Source organism: Amphiplicatus metriothermophilus, from assembly GCF_900199215.1.
Taxonomy (GTDB): domain Bacteria; phylum Pseudomonadota; class Alphaproteobacteria; order Caulobacterales; family Parvularculaceae; genus Amphiplicatus; species Amphiplicatus metriothermophilus.
In genome coordinates, this window is record NZ_FZQA01000001.1 from 571,794 (window position 1) to 589,964 (window position 18,171).

Annotated in this window: 23 protein-coding genes; 16 read left to right on the forward strand and 7 right to left on the reverse strand. The window is 66.4% G+C overall.

The window, feature by feature from the left end; genetic code table 11:
• Window positions 1-7: 7 nt before the first annotated feature.
• Window positions 8-1,885: an N-acyl-D-amino-acid deacylase family protein gene (locus CHB64_RS02830; protein WP_089411055.1), complete on the reverse strand. Its 1,878-nt coding sequence runs from the start codon at window positions 1,883-1,885 to the stop codon at window positions 8-10.
• Between the two features lie 304 nt (window positions 1,886-2,189).
• Between CHB64_RS02830 and CHB64_RS02835 the strand changes: the two genes are divergently transcribed.
• From CHB64_RS02835 to CHB64_RS02845, 3 genes are all read left to right on the forward strand, one after another.
• Window positions 2,190-2,426 (forward strand): EF-hand domain-containing protein, encoded by a 237-nt coding sequence (locus CHB64_RS02835; protein WP_143265925.1) that lies wholly within the window; start codon window positions 2,190-2,192, stop codon window positions 2,424-2,426.
• A gap of 140 nt (window positions 2,427-2,566) precedes the next feature.
• Entirely contained in the window at window positions 2,567-3,490 is a 924-nt protein-coding gene (locus tag CHB64_RS15645) for a patatin-like phospholipase family protein (protein WP_089411057.1), read from the forward strand.
• A gap of 177 nt (window positions 3,491-3,667) precedes the next feature.
• Window positions 3,668-4,507 (forward strand): AraC family transcriptional regulator, encoded by an 840-nt coding sequence (locus tag CHB64_RS02845; protein ID WP_159462391.1) that lies wholly within the window; start codon window positions 3,668-3,670, stop codon window positions 4,505-4,507.
• 147 nt (window positions 4,508-4,654) lie between these two features.
• Here the strand turns inward: CHB64_RS02845 and CHB64_RS02850 are convergent, their stop codons facing one another.
• The 4 genes from CHB64_RS02850 to rdgB all read right to left on the reverse strand — a co-directional run bounded on the left by CHB64_RS02850 (window position 4,655) and on the right by rdgB (window position 7,755).
• Window positions 4,655-5,110, reverse strand: coding sequence for a DUF2721 domain-containing protein (locus CHB64_RS02850; protein ID WP_089411059.1), 456 nt, complete (start codon window positions 5,108-5,110; stop codon window positions 4,655-4,657).
• Between the two features lie 66 nt (window positions 5,111-5,176).
• Window positions 5,177-6,322 (reverse strand): radical SAM family heme chaperone HemW, encoded by a 1,146-nt coding sequence (gene hemW / locus CHB64_RS02855; protein ID WP_089411060.1) that lies wholly within the window; start codon window positions 6,320-6,322, stop codon window positions 5,177-5,179.
• A complete protein-coding gene (gene bla / locus CHB64_RS02860; RefSeq protein ID WP_089411061.1) occupies window positions 6,312-7,076 on the reverse strand; it encodes a subclass B1 metallo-beta-lactamase in 765 nt (254 codons plus the stop codon). The genes hemW and bla overlap by 11 nt, the downstream gene beginning before the upstream one ends.
• Window positions 7,077-7,152: 76 nt before the next feature.
• Window positions 7,153-7,755 carry an RdgB/HAM1 family non-canonical purine NTP pyrophosphatase gene (gene rdgB / locus CHB64_RS02865; RefSeq protein WP_089411447.1) on the reverse strand — a complete coding sequence of 201 codons (603 nt, stop codon included), beginning with the start codon at window positions 7,753-7,755 and terminating at the stop codon, window positions 7,153-7,155.
• 246 nt (window positions 7,756-8,001) lie between these two features.
• Between rdgB and CHB64_RS15210 the strand changes: the two genes are divergently transcribed.
• The 5 genes from CHB64_RS15210 to CHB64_RS02880 all read left to right on the forward strand — a co-directional run bounded on the left by CHB64_RS15210 (window position 8,002) and on the right by CHB64_RS02880 (window position 9,694).
• Window positions 8,002-8,139, forward strand: coding sequence for a hypothetical protein (locus CHB64_RS15210; RefSeq protein WP_159462392.1), 138 nt, complete (start codon window positions 8,002-8,004; stop codon window positions 8,137-8,139).
• On the forward strand, window positions 8,139-8,291 hold the full coding sequence (locus tag CHB64_RS15215; RefSeq protein WP_159462393.1) for a hypothetical protein: 153 nt from the start codon (window positions 8,139-8,141) through the stop codon (window positions 8,289-8,291). Before CHB64_RS15210 ends, CHB64_RS15215 begins: the two co-directional genes overlap by 1 nt.
• Window positions 8,292-8,376: 85 nt before the next feature.
• Window positions 8,377-8,895, forward strand: a complete 519-nt coding sequence (locus CHB64_RS02870) for a DUF2975 domain-containing protein (RefSeq protein ID WP_089411062.1) — start codon at window positions 8,377-8,379, stop codon at window positions 8,893-8,895.
• Window positions 8,892-9,482 carry a DUF2975 domain-containing protein gene (locus CHB64_RS02875; RefSeq protein WP_089411063.1) on the forward strand — a complete coding sequence of 197 codons (591 nt, stop codon included), beginning with the start codon at window positions 8,892-8,894 and terminating at the stop codon, window positions 9,480-9,482. The genes CHB64_RS02870 and CHB64_RS02875 overlap by 4 nt, the downstream gene beginning before the upstream one ends.
• Window positions 9,483-9,484: 2 nt before the next feature.
• Complete coding sequence (locus tag CHB64_RS02880; RefSeq protein ID WP_089411064.1) at window positions 9,485-9,694, forward strand: helix-turn-helix domain-containing protein; 210 nt, start codon at window positions 9,485-9,487, stop codon at window positions 9,692-9,694.
• 19 nt (window positions 9,695-9,713) lie between these two features.
• Here CHB64_RS02880 and CHB64_RS02885 read toward each other — a convergent pair whose 3' ends face one another.
• A complete protein-coding gene (locus CHB64_RS02885; protein WP_159462394.1) occupies window positions 9,714-10,973 on the reverse strand; it encodes an MFS transporter in 1,260 nt (419 codons plus the stop codon).
• 170 nt (window positions 10,974-11,143) lie between these two features.
• Between CHB64_RS02885 and rlmN the strand changes: the two genes are divergently transcribed.
• The 3 genes from rlmN (at window position 11,144) to CHB64_RS15020 (ending at window position 13,603) form a co-directional block, all read left to right on the forward strand.
• A complete protein-coding gene (gene rlmN, locus CHB64_RS02890; RefSeq protein WP_089411066.1) occupies window positions 11,144-12,292 on the forward strand; it encodes a 23S rRNA (adenine(2503)-C(2))-methyltransferase RlmN in 1,149 nt (382 codons plus the stop codon).
• A 93-nt stretch (window positions 12,293-12,385) separates the two neighbouring features.
• Window positions 12,386-13,117, forward strand: a complete 732-nt coding sequence (locus tag CHB64_RS02895; RefSeq protein WP_089411067.1) for an AbiV family abortive infection protein — start codon at window positions 12,386-12,388, stop codon at window positions 13,115-13,117.
• A 78-nt stretch (window positions 13,118-13,195) separates the two neighbouring features.
• On the forward strand, window positions 13,196-13,603 hold the full coding sequence (locus CHB64_RS15020; RefSeq protein ID WP_143265926.1) for a hypothetical protein: 408 nt from the start codon (window positions 13,196-13,198) through the stop codon (window positions 13,601-13,603).
• A gap of 374 nt (window positions 13,604-13,977) precedes the next feature.
• On the opposite strand, the gene CHB64_RS02900 is transcribed toward CHB64_RS15020, so the two are convergent.
• Entirely contained in the window at window positions 13,978-14,286 is a 309-nt protein-coding gene (locus tag CHB64_RS02900; RefSeq protein ID WP_089411068.1) for a DUF1244 domain-containing protein, read from the reverse strand.
• Between the two features lie 57 nt (window positions 14,287-14,343).
• Between CHB64_RS02900 and arfB the strand changes: the two genes are divergently transcribed.
• The 5 genes from arfB to CHB64_RS02925 all read left to right on the forward strand — a co-directional run bounded on the left by arfB (window position 14,344) and on the right by CHB64_RS02925 (window position 18,171).
• On the forward strand, window positions 14,344-14,769 hold the full coding sequence (gene arfB, locus CHB64_RS02905) for an alternative ribosome rescue aminoacyl-tRNA hydrolase ArfB (protein WP_089411069.1): 426 nt from the start codon (window positions 14,344-14,346) through the stop codon (window positions 14,767-14,769).
• Between the two features lie 179 nt (window positions 14,770-14,948).
• Window positions 14,949-15,698 (forward strand): hypothetical protein, encoded by a 750-nt coding sequence (locus tag CHB64_RS02910; protein ID WP_089411070.1) that lies wholly within the window; start codon window positions 14,949-14,951, stop codon window positions 15,696-15,698.
• Between the two features lie 109 nt (window positions 15,699-15,807).
• Window positions 15,808-16,377 (forward strand): hypothetical protein, encoded by a 570-nt coding sequence (locus CHB64_RS02915; RefSeq protein ID WP_089411071.1) that lies wholly within the window; start codon window positions 15,808-15,810, stop codon window positions 16,375-16,377.
• Between the two features lie 91 nt (window positions 16,378-16,468).
• Window positions 16,469-17,686 carry an argininosuccinate synthase gene (locus tag CHB64_RS02920; protein WP_089411072.1) on the forward strand — a complete coding sequence of 406 codons (1,218 nt, stop codon included), beginning with the start codon at window positions 16,469-16,471 and terminating at the stop codon, window positions 17,684-17,686.
• A 119-nt stretch (window positions 17,687-17,805) separates the two neighbouring features.
• Window positions 17,806-18,171, forward strand: coding sequence for a hypothetical protein (locus CHB64_RS02925; RefSeq protein ID WP_089411073.1), 366 nt, complete (start codon window positions 17,806-17,808; stop codon window positions 18,169-18,171).

Genomic DNA, 18,171 nt, shown 5'->3' on the forward strand with positions numbered 1-18,171 from the left:
CGCCGCCCTATGCGCCCGCGGCGTTGCGCGCCTTGAGAACCCGGCCGAGCTTTTCGCGCTCGAAGGCGGGCGTGAAGGCGCCGTCCTTCCATACTGCGCGCCCGCGGATGAAGACGTGGGTCACGACGCCGTCTGAACGGTTCACGAGCTGATCGTTCTGCAAGGTTTCGCGCCAGATGCGCCGCGTCGCCGCTTCGCCGTCATAGCGGGCGAGCGCCTTGGGGTCGATCAGCACGACGTCGGCTTGATCGCCGGGGTCGATAGAGCCTGCCTCGATGTTGAACAGCATCGCCGGATCGCGGGTCAGCCGGCGGACCATCCAGGCGACGCCCGGCTCTCCCTTCTCCTCCATGGCGATCTTCAGCGCCCGGAGATTCACGTCGTAAAAGGCGAGATTGGTCAGATGCGCGCCGGAGTCGGAGAAGCCCGGCAGGAAGAGCGGGTCCATGGTCAGCTGGCGCAGGCGCTTTTCGTCGGCGTTCGCGCTGATCGTCCACCAGTAAAGCTCGCGGTCCCACATCTTCAAAAGGTGGAAGACGAAATCCGCGTCGTCCGCCACAGGCGGGAAGCGCTCGAAAACCGCCTGCTCTTCGCCGTCGCGCGCGCCCTTGCCGGTCTCCTGAAAGCGCTTCAGGCGTGCGAAAATCGCCGCAAAGCTCTCGCCCGCCCAGGAGGGGACCGGGCAGGACTCCACGACCATCTCGCTCAGCTCGCGGCGCAGCGCCATGTCCTCGAGCCGCAACAGGCGCTTCAGGCGCGCCGGATTGAAGCCGGTCTTGCCCGTGCGCCACATCGCCTTGAAGCGCGCCTCGTATTCCGGGTCGTCGTAAAGGCGCTGGCGGCCGGCGCGGTCCTCGAGGTCGGGCGTCATCAACTCGCGCAGAACCGGGATCTCCTCGGCGAGGGGCGTGATCGGCCCGTCCGCCCAGACTTTGAAGCGCGCGGCGAGCGTCTGCAGCGCGAAGCGCCCGTCGAGCAGCTTCGAGTTGAGCAGACGCGAAAGCAGATAGGCGCTGCGGATGACGTTGCGATTGGAGCGCAGATCGAGTGCGGCGACGGCCGTCGTCTTCAGGGGCTTGCCGTATAGCCGGCCGCTGGTCAGCAGGAAGGCGCGGAACACTTTCCACGGATTTTCGGTCGGCGGCGTCGCCTGCCACACGCGACCGTAACTGCGCACGATCGACAAAAGGCGTTTCAGTTCGGCGAAGGACGCGTATTGCGACGGGATCTTTTTGTCCCGGTTCGGATCGTTTGCGAGATAATGGAACGGCAGGCCGTCGGTGGAAAAGCCGACATATCCTTCGCGCATGCCCTTTTCGAGAAGTCGCTCCATCTGGGCGATCTCGCCGGCCTCGGCGGGGCGGGTCACGGCGGCGTTCGTTCCCATCGCCGCGATGCGCAGCATGGAATAAGGGATCATGGGAACGATGTTCGGCCCGAGATTGAGGCTGTCGAGATGATCGAGATAATCCTTCGAGTCCGTCCAGCTGGCGCGCTCGGCCACGCGCGCGAGCACGGGCTTGGGCACGTTCTCCACCCGCGCGAAACAGTCGACCACCGGGTCCTCGCCGTTCCGGCGCAGGTTGCCGAACGCAAGGCCCAGCGAGCAGTTGGACACGACCGCCGTGGTCGTCCCGTGACGGACGGATTCCGGCAGGCCCGGCGACAGCTCGACCTCGAGATCGTAATGGGTGTGGATGTCGAGAAGGCCGGGCATCAGCCACAGCCCTTCGGCGTCGATCACCTCGTCGGCGATGTCGTCCGGCAGATTGCGCCCGCGCGCCGAGACATGGCCGTCTTTCAGCGCCACGTCGCCCACGACCGGGTCGCCGCCATGGCCGTCGAAAATCTTGGCCCGCTTGATGAGAAGGTCGAACGCAGCCATGTTAGTCGCCGTCCCCGCCTTTCTTTCCCGCGCGTAATGTGAGCCGGCCGGCGCCGCCGCGCAAGCCTTCCCTGCCGCCGATTAAATATTCGTCAAGGCTGTCTCGCGTCGAGGCGCGAACGCCCGGAATCTCGGGCGCGAGCCTTTCGAAAAATTATGCTGACGCTTGTTTAATCCGTAGGCGGGTTTTCTCCTCTCCGGCCCGTTCATAGAGTCGGCGGGCCAGTCAAAAGCATGCAGACGAATGGAAGCGGCGCGGAGGGGCTGGCGCCCGCGCCGCATCAATGAGAAAAGGAGGCCCATCATGAACAGGCTTATCCCTGTCGCTTTCGTTTTCGCCTTCCTCGCCGGCGCGGCGCACGCGCAGGGGACGGATTTCCCCGCCCTCGATCGGGACGGCTCCGGCGGGCTGTCGCTTCAGGAAGTCCAGGCGGCGATCCCGGATGCGACGGAGGAAGACTTCGCGAAATACGACGCCGACGGCTCGGGCGAGCTTTCCGAGGCCGAGTTCTCCGCTTGGGTCGCCAAGCGCGGCCGATAAGACGGGGACGGCCGCGGCCGGCGCTTCGCCGGCCGCGCGCCTGAGTCTCGGCCGTTGACGTCGGGCCGGGCGCAGGGCAATCTCGCCGCGACGAGAAGTCCTTATACGGAGAAGCGGCTCTGGCGAGAAAACTCGGGCTGGTGCTGGGCTCCGGCGCGGCGCGCGGCTGGGCGCATGTGGGCGTCCTGCGCGGGCTCGCCGAGATCGGCGTCAAGCCCGACGTGATCGCCGGCTGCTCGGTCGGCGCGCTCGTCGGCGGGGCCTACGTGCTCGGCTGTCTTGAAGATTTCGAGGCCTGGGCGCGCGAGCTGAAGCCCTTGTCGGCGTTGCAGAGTTTCGGCTTCTCCGTCTCGCGCGGCGGTCTGGTCAACACTGCGCCCGCCTTCAGCGCGTTCCGCGTCTACGACCGCAATATCGAGGATCTGCCGGTGAAGTTCGGCGCGGTCGCGGCCGATCTCGGCACCGGCGAGGAGGTGTGGCTCACCGAAGGCTCCGTGATCGAGGCCGCCCGCGCCTCCTGCGCCATTCCGGTGATATTCCATGCCGTGCGCCGCGAGGGCCGCTGGTTGATCGACGGCGCAGTGGCCGATCCCGCGCCGGTCTCGCTGGCGCGCCATCTCGGCGCGGACGTCGTGGTCGCCGTCGATCTCAACGCCGTGCCGCGGGTGCTCGAGCGATTCAGCCCGAAGATCCTCGCAGAGCAGAATCGGCCCGTTTCGCAGCCGGCGGCGGGCGACGGCCCGTCGGCCCAGACGGAAAGCCTGTCGCGGGCCGTCGGCAAGCTGATCGAGGAGACCCGGCGCATGATCGACCGCCAGATCGAGGCGGCGCGCGTCAAGGCCGAGTCGCGCCCGCGCCTGTTCGAGACGGCCTATGCGGCGGCGGACATCTTCCAGATGCATCTCGCTCGGGCCCGTGCGGCGCTCGATCCGCCGGACGTGCTGCTCAAGCCCGACATGCGCGACGCCCTGCCCACCGCCTTCGACCGCGCCGACGAGTTCGTCGAACAGGGCCGCCAGGCGCTGCTCGCGCAGCGCGCGACCATCGAAAAGCTGCTTGTCTGACGGGGCGGGCGCAAGGGGGCGTTCCGACCGTTTACGATATACGACTGAAGGCCGTCCCCGCGGCGGACGGCGCGAAGTTTGATGATCGATTAACTGCGCAGAATCTTTCGATTTTTCACGGATGCGTGATCGGCTATGCTGGCCCCGCAAGGGGCGGCGTGGGCGCGCCGGAAAAACATGCGACTGGCGTATCATCTCCCGCGGGCGGACCTGCGCGACTATGTGCGCGTTTATTACCTGTTCGAGAGCGACGGGCCCGTGGCCCAGCCCATGTCGGCCGAACTCGGCAATGTGCGCTGCCTGATCGCCGGAACGGGCCGCTTCGTCATGCGCAACGGCGCCGTCGCGCCTTTCTCGCCGATCACGCTGGTCGGCCCGACCATGGGGGCCTATCGCATGGAGGCGGGGGCGGGCCTGCGCGCTTTCGGCGTCGGCGTGCTGCCGCGCGGCTGGCGCGCGCTGCTAGGCGTGAGCGCGGCCGAACTCGCCGACATGGTCATCGATTTCAGCGCCGTCGCCGGCCCGTCGGCGTTGGCCGCCGCCGAGGAGATCCGCAATGCGTCCGGGCTGCCCGAGATGGCGGCGGCGGCGGATCGCTATTTCGCCTATATGCTGGACAGGTTCGGCGCGCGGCTCAGCCGTCCGTATCCGGACGCTTTCGAAAGCTGGCTGACCGACGGCGACGATCTCGACATCGACGCCCTGGCGGGGATGATGGACGTCTCCCGCCGTCAGATCGACCGCATCGCCAAGCAGTATTTCGGCGCTTCGCCGAAGGTGCTGCAACGCAAATACCGGGCCTTGCGCGCGGCCGACCGCATCCTGTTCGGCGGGGCGCGGACCTGGCTCGACGCGGCCGGGCCGAGCTTTTACGACCAGTCGCACTTCATCAAGGAATTCAAGGCGTTCGTCGGGGCGACGCCGAAAGCCTTCGCGGACCGTCATGCGGAGCTCGCCTCGACCATCCTCGCCAAGCGTCGCGTGCAGGTCCCCTCCGTGCGCGCTGCGGCCCTTTAACCGCCGGCCGCCAGGACGGCCAATTTTTCCTATAGCCGCGCGCGCGCAAGGCCTAACGTCGCGATCGGGAGAGTGCCGGCCGACCGGTGGAAGCCTGGCCTCGGGGAGAGAAGACGGCGCCTGCGGACATGTACTGCGGGCGCCGTTTCATTTCCGCATCAGCTCGGCGCGCACCCGCACGGTGCGCGTGGCGATCGAAATCTCGGCGAGGAAGGCGCACAGAGCGGCGATCACGCCGATCATGGCGAGCACGAACAGGACCGCGATGGGGATCAACGTGTCGGCGCCGGCGAGCCCGCCCACGAACATGAGCGCGACGACGAAGGCGATGAGCAGCGCGGCGGCCGCGCTCAGATTGATCGCCGCATTGGCGTAGAGCATCCGCCGGTCGAGCGCCTTGAGCTCGCCGACGCTGCGCGCGCGGGCGGACTCGTCGAGATCGCCGGAAAGGTCTTCCTCGAGCCGGCGCGCCCGGTCGATGATGCGCCCGAGGCGGGCGGTCATCACGTTGAGCATCGAGCCGATGGCCACCAGCAGAAAGACCGGCGCCACGGAGAGCTGGATGATATGGCCGATGTCGTCGAAGGCGCTCGCGTCGGACATGGCGCTCTCCCAAAGCCGCGCCCTTGATCGCCCGCGCCGCGCCCCGGCGTCAATGGCGCGCGTTCTTCAGGCGAGAATCCGCGCGAGCAGCGCGTCGAGCAGGCGCCGGCCCTCGGCCGTGGCGGCGAGGCGCGCGCCGTCGCGCGCGACAAGCCCCTCGCGGGCGAGCGCGTCGAGGCGGGCCGCGCGCGGGCCCAGCGCGGCGAGGTCTTCCGCATCCAGAATGACGCCTTCGGCGAGGCGCAGGCCCATGGAGAGTCGCTCGATCAGGACCGCCTCGGCGTCCAGCGCCTCGACCGAAGCCGCCCCGCAGCCTTCGCGCTCGACCGCGGCGAGATAATCTTCCGGATGCGGACGGATCTCGACGGCGATGCGCCGCCCGTCCGCCCGCAGCCGGCCATGCGCGCCCGGCCCGACGCCGACATAGTCCTGATAACGCCAGTAAAGCAGATTGTGGCGGGACTCCTCGCCGGGCGCGGCGTGGTTGGAGATTTCATAGGCGGCGAGGCCCGCCGCGGCGGTCTCTTCCTGCGCGATGTCGTAAAGCGCCGCGGCGAGACCGTCGTCCGGCGGGCGCCAGCGCCCGCGCGCGACCGCCCTCTCGAAGGCCGTGCCCGGTTCGATCGTCAGCTGATAAAGCGATAAATGCCGGACCCCGGTTCTCAGCGCGGCGCGCAGGGCCGCGCGCCAGGCGTCTTCGGTTTGATCGGGCAGGGCGTAGATCAGATCGAAGCTCGCGCGCGGAAAGCTCGACAGCGCCGCCTCGACGGCGCGCCGGGCGGCCGCGCCGTCATGGTCGCGGCCCAGAAAGGCGAGCGCGGCGTCGTCGAAGGACTGCACGCCCAAGGAAAGCCGGTTGACGCCGGCGCGGGCGAACGCCTGAAATCGCGACCGCGCCGCATCCGTCGGATTGGCCTCGAGCGTTATCTCCGGCCCGTTCTCGAAGCCCCAGAGCCGTTCGCAGGCGTCGATGACGCCCTCGACGACTTCGATCGACGCGAGCGACGGCGTGCCGCCGCCGAAATACAGACTCGCAAGTCTGCGAGGTCCTGTACGCGCGCGCCAATATTCGAGGTCGCGGATGAGCGCCGCCCGCCAGCGCCCGGCGTCGATGTCGCGGGTCCTGTAGACGTTGAAGTCGCAATAAGGGCAGATGCGCGCGCAATAGGGCCAGTGGACGTAAACGCCGAGCTGCGCCTTGCTATTGCTCATTTGCGGCCGTTTCCGCCAGCGCGATCGTATGGTCGAACAGCGCTCGTCCGCCCGCAGAGCCATGGCTCGGGATCACGGTTTCGGCTTCGGGAAAGCGCGCCGCGACCGCCCGTACCGCGTTCGCCCAGTTCGCGATGTCGGCGTCCGCAGTGTTGCCCAGGCTGCTCGCGTCGGCCGGCCGGATCAGGCAGCCGCCGAATAAAACCTTCGACGGTCGATGATAAACGACGATGTTGTCACGCGCGTGGCCGGGACCGGGATAGAAGACGACAAGATCATCAGGAATCTCCGGCGCCGAGAGAGCTTCGCCCGGCGCGGCCGGCTCGCCGCGCCGGGCCGGGGCGAGGCCGCGGACTGGCGCGTCGGCGTTCGACAACGCATGGGCGAGGCTTGCAATGACCGCTTTTTCGAGCGCGCCTGATCCGCCCATCTTGTCTGCATGGGCGTGGGTGAGCACGGCGAGCGATGGTTTTTCGCCCAGCGCGTCCTCGATCAACGCCAGCAGGGCTTCGGTGTCTGCATCGTTCCATGCCGTGTCGACCAGCGTGACGCCCGCCTCGGTCCGCACGACAAGACCCTGCGAGAGAACCGGCCCCCACGGCTCGATCACGGCGTAGCTTTTGTGAATCCAGACATTCTCGCCGGCCGGCTCGAGGCTCGGCGCCGGCGCCTCCTGCGCGGCGGCAAGCGTGGCCGATGCTGCGGCGAACGCGGAGAAAAGGGCAAGGCGGCGCAGGGCCTGAGCGATTCTCATCGAGAATTCCTGACGGGCTGAAAAACAGTAGCGCACAAAGCCCGAAAAGTCGGCGTGGCGAGGGCGCAGGCCGGATTCATTCGAGGCACGCCGCGACGAGCTTGGCGAAGGCCTGCGCCCGGTGGGACAGGGCGTGTTTCCTGGCCGGGTCCATCTCGCCGAAGGTCTCGCTCTCGCCGTCGGGCAGGAAGATCGGATCATAGCCGAAGCCCCTGTCGCCACGCGGGGGAAAGACGACGCTTCCGCGCGCCTCGCCTTCGAAAACCTCCGCATGGCCGTCAGGCCAGGCCAGCGCCAGCGCGCAGACGAAACGCGCGCGGCGGTCCTCCGCGCCGATCTCGGCGAGGGCGGCCTCGACCTTCGCCATGGCTTTGGCGAAGTCCTTCTCCGGTCCGGCCCAGCGGGCCGAATAAATTCCTGGCGCGTCGGCGAGCGCGGCGACCTCCAGACCGGAATCGTCGGCCAGCGCCGGCAGGCCTGAAGCCTCCGCGGCGGTCCGCGCCTTCAAAAGCGCGTTGCCGGCGAAGCTGTCGGCGGTCTCTTCCGGCTCGGGCAGGGCGAGACTGGCGGCGCTCGTCGCCCCGATTCCGAAAGGAGCGAGCAATTCATTGATTTCCCTTACCTTTCCGGCGTTGTGACTGGCGATCACCAACTGTCCCGGATCGAGTTTTCGCGCCATTCCGCCGCCTCCCTTATCCTTTTTCGAAAAAAAATTATCGATTTTCGGCAAAAAAGGTCTTGCATCGTTTTTCGATAAGTGTATATCGATAATCAACGAGACGACGGACGAACCGCCGCAAGCCAAAGACCGGCAAGACCGTCAGAAACGGAGCCGGAAGAAAAAAGAGCGGCGGGGGCGAAGCCCGCGCCGCTCAGGAAAACAGCCAAACGCCTTCGCGCAACACAGGAACTCAGGAGAGCCCAAATGTCCCGCAATCACGTTTCACCCGCCAGTTTCACCAGCCTCGGCCAGTTTGTCAATGTCTCGATCGCCGCACTGGCCGTCATCGTCATCGGCGTCGGCTATCTGTCGGCGCTCGGCTCTTTCGCCGGGGTCGCGTAATGCCGGCGATCCTCGCCCGCGCGGCGGCGGGGCTGGCGGCCGCCGCGCTTCTCGCGCTTCTCGCCGCCGCGGCCCCGACCGCGGCGGATCGCGAAGGCGGACCGTCCGCGGCCGACTGCCGGCGCGTTCTTTGCGGCTTCGTCATATTCTGAGCCGGGTTCTGAGCCGGGCTTCGCCCCCGAAGCCCGGCGGCGCCGATCCGGCGCCGCGGAACCGACCCACGCGAGAGGCGCCGTCATGAAAGCGCTCGGAAAAGGCTCCTTGGCCTCCATTCTGGCCGCAGGCCTTCACATCGTCCGCGTCGTCATCTTCGTCGCCTTCGCGGGCCTGGCGATTGCGGCGGTCATGCTGCCGCTCGGGCCGGCGCTTCTGGAGCTGGCGAGCCGCGTCGAGGGCGTGAATGTCGAGAGCGATCTCGTCATCGAGGGCGGCGATTACATCCGCCTCGTCTATTACTTCGTGACCTTCGGGGTGATGCTCTACATCGTCAACCGGCTGCTGGAAATTCTCCGCACGCTGCGTTTCGGCTCGCCCTTCGTGAAGGAGAACGCCGTCCGCTTTCGGCGGGTCGGATATGCGCTGCTGTTCGGCGAGGCGGCGAAGCTCTTCTTCGGCTTCTTCTCGCTCGTCTCGGGCGCAGAGATCGACGTCAAGATCGAGCTCATCGCCTGGATCGGCATCGCCGCCGTCTTCGTGCTGGCCGAGGTGTTCCACGAAGGCGCGCGCATGAAGGAAGAGCAGGACCTCACCGTATGAGCAGGAAGAAGCTGACGATATTCGAGCTGTTTCGCCACGAAGCCTTTCCGGACTGGCGCACGCCGCGCTTTTGGCTGGATACGAGGCTTCACATGTTGGCGCCGGGGACGCTTCTGGCGCTGACGCTTTCCTTTTACGTCAAGCTGTTCATGGTGCTGCTCGCGCTCGCTTTGCTCGCGGCGGCGGGGCTGGTCGAGGCGGGCGGGGCGGACAGGTTGCGCGCGTTCGCCTTCATGCTTGACGAACATGCCGGCGATTTGCCGCGCGCAGCAGGCCAGCTGATCTCTCTGACGGCTTTCATCCTCATCGGCGAGAACGTGGCGCGCGTCGCCCTCGATACCGCCGTCGCAAAGCCTTTTACGCGAGAGAATGCGGGTCGCTTCCTGCGCGCCGGCGCTGCGGCCGGGGTTCTGGGCGCCCTTCACCTCGCCGGCGCGCTGTCGGCGCAGCATTTCGGCGCGCCGGAGGGCGTCTGGTCGCGGACCGGCTTTTATCTTTGCGCCCTGATGGCGCTCGCCTTCGTCGCCCTGTCCGCCGCCTTTCGCGAAGGCGCGCGGCTCAAGGAAGAACAGGATCTGACGGTTTAGCGATGGCGATCACGGTGAAACTCGATCGGATGCTTCTTGAGCGCGGCATGTCGCTCACGGAGCTTTCCGAGCGAGTCGGCGTGACCATCGCCAATCTGTCGATCCTGAAAACCGGCAAGGCGAAGGCGATCCGCTTCTCGACGCTGGAGGCGATCTGCCGCGAGCTCGACTGCCAGCCGGGCGACATTCTCTTTTATGAGCCGGATTTATGAGCCGGAGCGAGCGCGTCGCTCAGCGCAGCCGGCCCGCGCCGCGGATCGCCGGGCTCGTCAGCGCGTAAACCAGAAGCGCCAGCCCCATCAGCGTCGTCATCATGTAGGGCGCGCGCGGCGCCAGCGCATAAAGGCTGAAGGCCGCGAGCGGCGCGATGATGAATCCGGACGCGCCCGCGGCGTTCGCCAGCCCCGCCGCCGCGCCCTGCTCATGCGGACCGACGGCGAGCGAGGCCGCGGCGGCGAAGCCGGGCAGCGCCATGCCGGCGCCCAACCCCGACAGCACGAGGCCGAAGACGAGCGGGCCGAACGCGGTCGAGACGATCATCAGCCCGTGTCCGGCGATGATGAGCGCCGGCGCCGCGCGCATCAGAAGATGCGGCGGCAGGTTGAAGCGCTGCACCAGGACGAGCTGGGAAAACAGCGAGGCCATCGACGCCCCCATCAGGCCGACGCCGGCGAATTGCGGCGCGGCCTCCGGCGACAGGGCCAGAACGTCCATGAAGTAAAACGCCGTGGTCTGAATGGGCACGGCGTTGATGATCCCGAAGGCCAGTCCGAAGACGAGAAACGGCCGCAGGCGCGCATCGGTCAGCCTGAGGCGCGCCCGCTCGCCGCGCGGCGGCGGCTGATGCCGCTCGGGCAGGAAGAAGTAGATGACGACGATCATCGCCGCGGCGAGCGCGGCCACGGCGTAAAGCGGCGCCAGCGGCCCGAGCGCGGCCGCCGCCCCGCCGACGCCCGGCCCCAGCATCGCGCCGAGGCCGAAAGCGGCGGAGAAGGCCGAAATTCCCGCCGTGCGCTCGGCCGGCGGCGTTCGGTCCGCGATATAGCCCTGCGCGGCGGCCGGCGTCGCCGAGCCGACGATCCCGTAAATGCTGCGGGTTGCGACGATGAGCGCATAAAGCCAGAGTCCGCCCATGGCGCCGACGAGGCCGAGCCGGATCGAGGTCGCGAACAGCGCCATCGACACGGCGAAGCCCGTCAGCCCCAGCAGGATGAACGGCTTGCGCCCGTAAAGGTCGCTGCGCCGGCCCCAGAACGGCCCCAGCGCCACCCAGAAAACCGCCGAGAGCATGAAGATCGCCGCCACCTGGAAGTCGAGGAGGCCGATCTCGCGGGCGAGCGGCGGCAGCACGGCGAACACCACCGTCTGGCCCATGCCGACGCACATGACGCCGGCCAGCAGCACGGCGAAGGCCGCCCGCCGGTCGCGCGGCGGCAGGGCCGGGCGCTCAGGCGCGGCGTCGGGGGCGACGGGAACGGGTTCGACGGCCATGCGGGCGACAGGCTGGGAACGGGCGAAAAAGACGGGCGGGCGCGCGAAAGGAGAGGGCGTTCGGCGTTCTTTCACCATGCGCGGCGCGGCCGCGCAACGCCGGCGCGCATTGAACCGGGGGCGGCGCTTCTTTATATCCGCCCGGCCGCGTAAGCTGCGGCCGGAGTTTTATGACCGCGCTCGATCTCATATCCCCCGCCGCCGCGCCGCCGGCCGACGCGCCGATCAATCTGGTCGGCCTCGGCCGGCGGGCGCTGGCGGACGCGCTGGCCGCCGCCTTCGGCCTCGACGCCAGGAAGGCCAGGATGCGCGCGAGCCAGATCTGGCGCTGGGTCTATCACTACGGCGCGACCGATTTCGCCGCCATGACCGACATCGCGAAGGACATGCGCGCCGCGCTCGCCGAGCGGTTCCGTATCGCGCGCCCGGAAGTCGTCGAACGCCGGATCTCCGTCGACGGCACGCGGAAATATCTGCTCCGGATGGCGCCGGGGATCGAGGTCGAATGCGTCTTCATTCCCGACGTCGGGCGGGCGGGCGCCCTGTGCGTGTCGAGCCAGGTCGGCTGCACGCTGACCTGCGCGTTCTGCCACACCGGCACGCAACGGCTGGTGCGCAACCTGACCGCGGCGGAGATCGTCGGCCAGGTGCTCGCCGTCAAGGACGACCTCGGCGAATGGCCTTCGGGCCGCGAGGACCGGCGGCTGTCCAACATCGTCTTCATGGGCATGGGCGAGCCGCTCTACAATCTCGAAAACGTGGCCGCGGCGATCGACGTCATTTCCGACGGGGACGGCGTATCCATCTCGCGCCGGCGGATCACGGTGTCGACGTCGGGCGTGGTTCCCGAAATTCCGCGGCTCGGCGAAATGACCTCGACGATGCTGGCGATCTCGCTGCACGCGACCAACGACGCGCTGCGCGACGCGCTCGTGCCGATCAACCGCAAATATCCGATCGCGGCGCTCATGGACGCCTGCCGCGCCTATCCGGGCCTCGGCAACGCGCGGCGCATCACCTTCGAATATGTGATGCTGAAGGGCGTCAACGACACGGACGCCGAGGCGCGCGAACTCGTCCGCCTGCTGAAGGGAATCCCGGCGAAGATCAACCTCATCCCGTTCAACCCCTGGCCCGGCGCGCCTTACGAGTGCTCCAGCTGGGCGCGCATCGAGGCCTTCGCCGACATCGTCGCGCGCGCCGGCTACGCCTCGCCGATCCGGACGCCGCGCGGGCGCGACATCTTCGCCGCCTGCGGGCAGCTCAAGTCGGAAAGCGTGAAAGCGCGCGCCAGCGCGCGGCTGAAAGCGGCGCTGTAGGGTGGATGGAGGCCGTCAGGCCGTTTTCGGCGGGATGGTCTTTGCTCCGCGAATTGCGTGCGCGAACATGGGCGCAGGCGCTAGGAGGGAATAATGCCGCGGAAGAAGCATCATGTAACCTTTTCCAATGAGATGCTAACGGCGTGCCAATCTGCGGCAATGGAAAATGCCGAGTCGTTATATAAAGAAGCAGAATTGCTTCTCGAAAAGAAATACTACGCACGCGCATATTTTCTGGCGGTGGCGTCCATAGAAGAGACAGGCAAGGCCGCATTAGCCTTCAATGCGCTCGGGCGTAAATTAAACGACTCATCCGTGCAATCGCGACTGAACGTAGAATTTCAGGACCATCACGTTAAGATTCAGGTTGCGGTCATCGCGCTTTATAAGGCGCTTTGTCCTGCCGAACTGCGCGGGGAATTGCAAAGCATCGCTCACCTCCAAGCGTCGCTCATACACGGCCGGGAACCGTCAATGTATGTGGGCTTCAATGAGGCGGGCGAACTTCATGTGCCGAACGGCGTCGTTTCGTGCACGGCCGCCGCCGACTGCGTTCGGTTGGCCAAGGATTGCCATTCGCAAACGAAAAAGATGCTAAAAAACGACAAACCGTATGCTTTTAGCGATAGCCAAGATAGGCTTTTCGCGCTTGGGAAAAAAGCGAGCAAAGTCTGGAAAGAGCCTGATTTCCACAAATACTTGCTTGTTGTTATCGAAAACAAAAATCTCAATCCCGATATGCTGACAACGGAAATACCGGCGGCAATCGTCGATTATTACCAGCGATACTTTTGCAAGGGCAGGAAATTTGAGGATCGACTGTAACGTCTCGCCCAATATAAACGTTTGCAAACCTTTAACCTCAATATTCTAAGCTATCATTGCCGCAGGAGTGAGCGCCATATGGAACTGCTTCTTCTGATAGTTGCCCTTCTTCTGGCCGCGATCCTCATCACGTTATTGCATGCGTGGGGTGTGGTGTGGGGTGTGGCCTTGTGGGCCTTCATGGCTCTGGTTGCGCTTGTTTTGGCCGGGGCAGTTATTGGGTTTGTCGGTTGGCCGTTTGTTGCAATTGCTTCTTGGTTTGAAACAGAGAAGGGGCAGCGTTTTTACAAACGCTGGCTTCGAGTGCCTGGCTTAATAGTTGCTGGGTCAATAATGACAACGGTAGCTTTAATTATCTTATCCATATGTATAATTGATCCTGTGATTTTATCGGATCCTATTCTCGCTATTATTTGTTTAGGTACTTCAATTGGGCTTGGCGCTTGCGCTTTTCGCGCATTCGGAAGCATCAACAAGCAAGCGTAGCCCGGATTGACCCCTTGTAGGGCGGATGGAGGCCGTCAGGCCGATATCCGCGCGATGTGCGCCTCCGATCCAACCACGCCCGCTGTTGCGCGCCGGCGCCGCTCGCGGATATCGCTTCGCTCCATCCGCCCTACGATTCCAGATCTGTTTTAACGAAAATCCGTTGTTGTCATTCCGGGGCGCGTCGCCCTTCGAGACGGCGCTTCGCGCCTCCTCAGGGTGAGGGACGCGAACCCGGAATCCAGCCGCTGACGCTGTTTTTTGGATTCCGGGTTCGATCCTGCGGATCGCCCCGGAATGACACTTTCGCGTTATGGGATCGGATCGACGAGGCCTTGTCGACGCGCCGCGCGCTGCAGCAAGGCAGGGCGCATCTAGGTTTCGGTCTTCCGCCTCGCCTCGAACGCGGCCATCTGTTCCGGGGTCGCTTGCCGTTGGCATCTTGCTTTCCATTCGGCGTAAGGCATGCCGTAAATCCGCTCGCGCGCCTCATCTTTCGTCAGCGAAACGCCTTCGGCCTGCGCCGCCGCGCGCCACCAGTCGCCAAGGCAGTTGCGGCAGAAATCGGCGAGGATCATCAGCTCGATATTCTGCACGTCCGGGCGATTCTGAAGGTGCGAGACCAATCGCCGAAAGGCGGCGGCGTCGAGCTTGTCCCGAAGCTCCGGAGAAATGTCGGTCATAGCGCTATGGCCCTGAAATGCGTTTTCGTTACTGCGCGGCGAAGTGTATTGAGCCTTATGGAGATTTCAATCGGCGACATGACCATCCCCGAATCCGAGCTCGTCGAAACCTTCGTCCGATCGCCCGGGCCCGGCGGGCAGAACGTCAACAAGGTCGAGACGGCGGTGCAGCTCCGGTTTCATGCGTTGAATTCGCCGTCGCTCGCCAACGACGTGAAAGTGCGGCTCGTGCGGCTCGCCGGCCGGCGCATGACGAAGAACGGCGAGATCGTCATCGAGGCCCGTCGCTTCCGCTCGCGCGAAAGAAACCGCGAGGACGCCCGCGCGCGCCTCGCCGCGCTCATCGCGCGCGCGGCCGCGCCGGCCAAGCCCCGCCGGAAAACGCGCGTCCCGCCCGCAGCGAAGAAAAAGCGCCTCGAAGACAAGCGCCGGCGCGGCGAGATCAAGGCCCGCCGGCGCCCGCCCGCGCCGGCGGGCGACTAGGGTCAAGGCTCGATTATCCCGCGGCCGCGACGCCCCGCTTTGGCGCCGCCGGCAGGAGCCGATCGCCGCGCGTACCGGCGGCACGGGCAAGATCGGCGACGAACCGGCGGCGCGGCGCCTTTGCGCCCGGCGCCGCGCCGGCGTAATGTCCCGCCCGGGACGGGACGAAGGGGCGCGACATGGATTATTTCGCGGAGATTCCCGCGATCCGCGCGCAATACGCCGCGCGCGGATGGGCGGTGCTGAAACGGGCGCTGCCGATCGAGCTCGCCGACGCAACGCTGTATCAGATGCAAAAGGAGCTCGGCGGCGACTGGGACAGTTACAAAGGCGACTACATCAAGACGTTCCTCACCGACAAGAAGGCCTTCGAGTGCTATTCCTACGACTACACGCCGATGGCGACGCTGCAATACGGGCTTACGCCGTTCGTATCGGCGGCGGTCGGCAAGGACCTGCTGCCGAGCCACGCCTATTTCCGGGTCTACCGCAAGGGCGACGTGTGCCATATCCATTCCGACGCGCCGAACTGCGAGCACGCCCTGTCGCTGACCCTCGGGTATGCGGACGATTTTCTGTGGAGCTTCAACATCAGCGAGAAATATTTCGACGCCGACGAAAAGCGTCCGGCTGAATCGGTCAGGCCCGATGAGACGCTGAAATTCTACGATCTGCCGCTGTCGGTCGGCGACGCGGTTCTCTACAACGGGATCAATTATCTGCACGGGCGCACGACGCCCAATCCCAATCGCTGGGCGGCGCATATCTTCTTTCACTGGGTCGACCGGAACGGCCGGCATGCCCGGCACGCCTTCGACGGGCGGGCGCGCGACCTCGTGCGCCGGGCCGCGTTCGTCTTTCCGGACGAGGACAAGCCCGAAAAGATCAATCCCAACCGCGCGCCCATGGCCGAAAGCCGCGGGCGTTAAGCGCGCGGTTCGGCGGCGCCGATTGCCTTGGCGCGCGGATGCGCGTTACGCTCGCGCTTCGCTTCGCAGCGCGCGCCGGTTCGCGCCGCAAACAAAGGGGGAGAAATCCATGCCGAAGATCATCGCCGCCGCGCTCGCCGGCCTCGCCGCCCTCTTCGCCGCCGCGGCGTTCGCCGCCGCGCCGGACGTCGCGCGCGCGCCGCTCAAGGGCGAGGCCGTCGAGCGCTTCATCGCCACCATGGCCGAGGTCGAGGCGTTCGGCGACGCGCTCGAGGCGAGCGGCCGGCTGGAGGCGCTCAAGCTCCAGACGCAGCCGCGTCTGGGCGAGCCCTTCGCGCCTTTCTCCAACACGGTCGAAGCGCTCGCCGCGAACCATCCGGACGAGCATGCGCGCCTCGCCGGCATCGTCAGGCCGCACGGCTTCACCCCGGCGAGCTGGGGCGAGACCGGCGACCGGATCATCCTTGCCTATCTCGCCGAGAAGATGGCGCAGGAAGATCCCGAAGCCATGGCGCAGATGGCGGCCATGGACCGCTCCATGCTCGACCAGCTTCCGCCTGAGATGAAGACGCAGATGGAGGCGGTCTTCGCCATGATGGAGACGGTGCGCGACGCCGACCCGGCCGACCGCGCGGCGGTGCGCCCCTATCTCGGCGCGCTCGACGACCAGCTGCAGTAAAACGCCGCGCCCGCTTGATGCGTCTTCGCGCGGGCGCGCATTTCGGCTATGGCGGACGCCGTCTTTTCCGCGCTGATGAGGACTTCCCGCCATGCCGAAGCTCAAGGACGTCAAAAAGGTCGTGCTCGCTTATTCGGGCGGCCTCGACACCTCGGTCATCCTGAAATGGCTGCAGGTCGAGTATGGCTGCGAGGTGGTCACCTTCACCGCCGATCTCGGCCAGGGCGAGGAGCTCGAGCCGGCGCGCCGCAAGGCCGAGCGCGCGGGCGTCAAAGAGATCTATATCGAGGATCTGCGCGAGGAGTTCGTGCGCGATTTCGTCTTCCCGATGTTTCGGGCGAACGCGCAATATGAAGGGCTCTATCTTCTCGGCACCTCGATCGCGCGTCCGCTGATCGCCAAGCGCCTGGTCGAGATCGCGCGCGAGACCGGCGCCGACGCCGTCGCGCATGGCGCGACCGGCAAGGGCAACGATCAGGTTCGCTTCGAGCTGAACGCCTACGCGCTCGATCCCGACATCCGCGTCATCGCGCCCTGGCGGGAATGGGATCTAAACAGCCGGGCGAAGCTCATCGCCTTCGCAGAGGCCCATCAGATCGAAATCCCGAGGGACAAGCGCGGCGAGGCGCCGTTCTCCGTCGACGCCAATCTTCTGCACACCTCCTCCGAGGGCAAGGTGCTCGAGGACCCGGCCGAACCCGCGCCCGATTACGTCTATCAGCGCACGCTTGATCCCGAGGCCGCGCCTGATAAGCCCGAGATCATCGAGATCGGCTTCGAGCGGGGCGATCCGGTCTCGGTCAACGGCGAGAAGCTCTCGCCGGCCTCGCTGCTCGCCCGGCTCAACGATTACGGCCGGCGCCATGGCGTCGGGCGGGTCGACCTCGTCGAGAACCGGTTCGTCGGCATGAAATCGCGCGGCGTCTACGAGACGCCCGGCGGGACGATCCTGCTCGCCGCCCGGCGCGGAATCGAGTCGATCACCCTCGACCGCGGCGCGGCGCATCTCAAGGACGAGCTGATGCCGCGCTACGCCGAGCTCGTCTATAACGGCTTCTGGTTCGCGCCCGAGCGCGAGATGCTCCAGGCGCTTGTCGACAAGAGCCAGGAATATGTGACCGGCGCGGTTACGGTGAAGCTCTATAAAGGCTCGGCCCAGACGATCGCGCGGACCTCGCCCTACTCGCTCTACTCGATGGCCCATGTGACCTTCGAGGAGGACGCGGTCTACGACCAGAAAGACGCCGAGGGCTTCATCAAGCTCAACGCCCTGCGTCTCAGGCTTTTGGCGCGCCGGCGCGGGGCCTGACCGCGCGGCTTTCCCGCATTGCCGCTTTCGCGGCGCGCGCGCAGCCGGTATGATCGTCGGATTGAACGACTTGCCGGGGTATGGCCGGGCCGCGCCGGCCGCGTAAGGGGAGCAGGCCGATGTCGAGGATCGAGGCGATTTTCGGGGGCGTGCTGGCGCTCGTGGTGCTGGCGATCGCCGCCTATGCGGTGGTCAAGACCCAATTCGCGCAGCCCGGCGGCGGTTCTGCGCCGCCCGCCGACGGCGGGGTCGTGATCGGCTCTGGCCCGGCGGCGGACGCGGACCGAATCTGCCAGTGCTATGACGAAGCCTTCAAGCTCGCGGGCAAGAACGTCGCGGTCACCTCCGCGCAATACCGCACCGGCTTCGAGCAGTGCCGGGCGCTCCTCGGCGTGAGAGGCGGAGACGCCTGGACGGCGGGTTGGAACGCGCGCCTCTCGGCCAGGCCCTACCAGGCGAGCTGCCGGTCATACCTGCGGGGATAG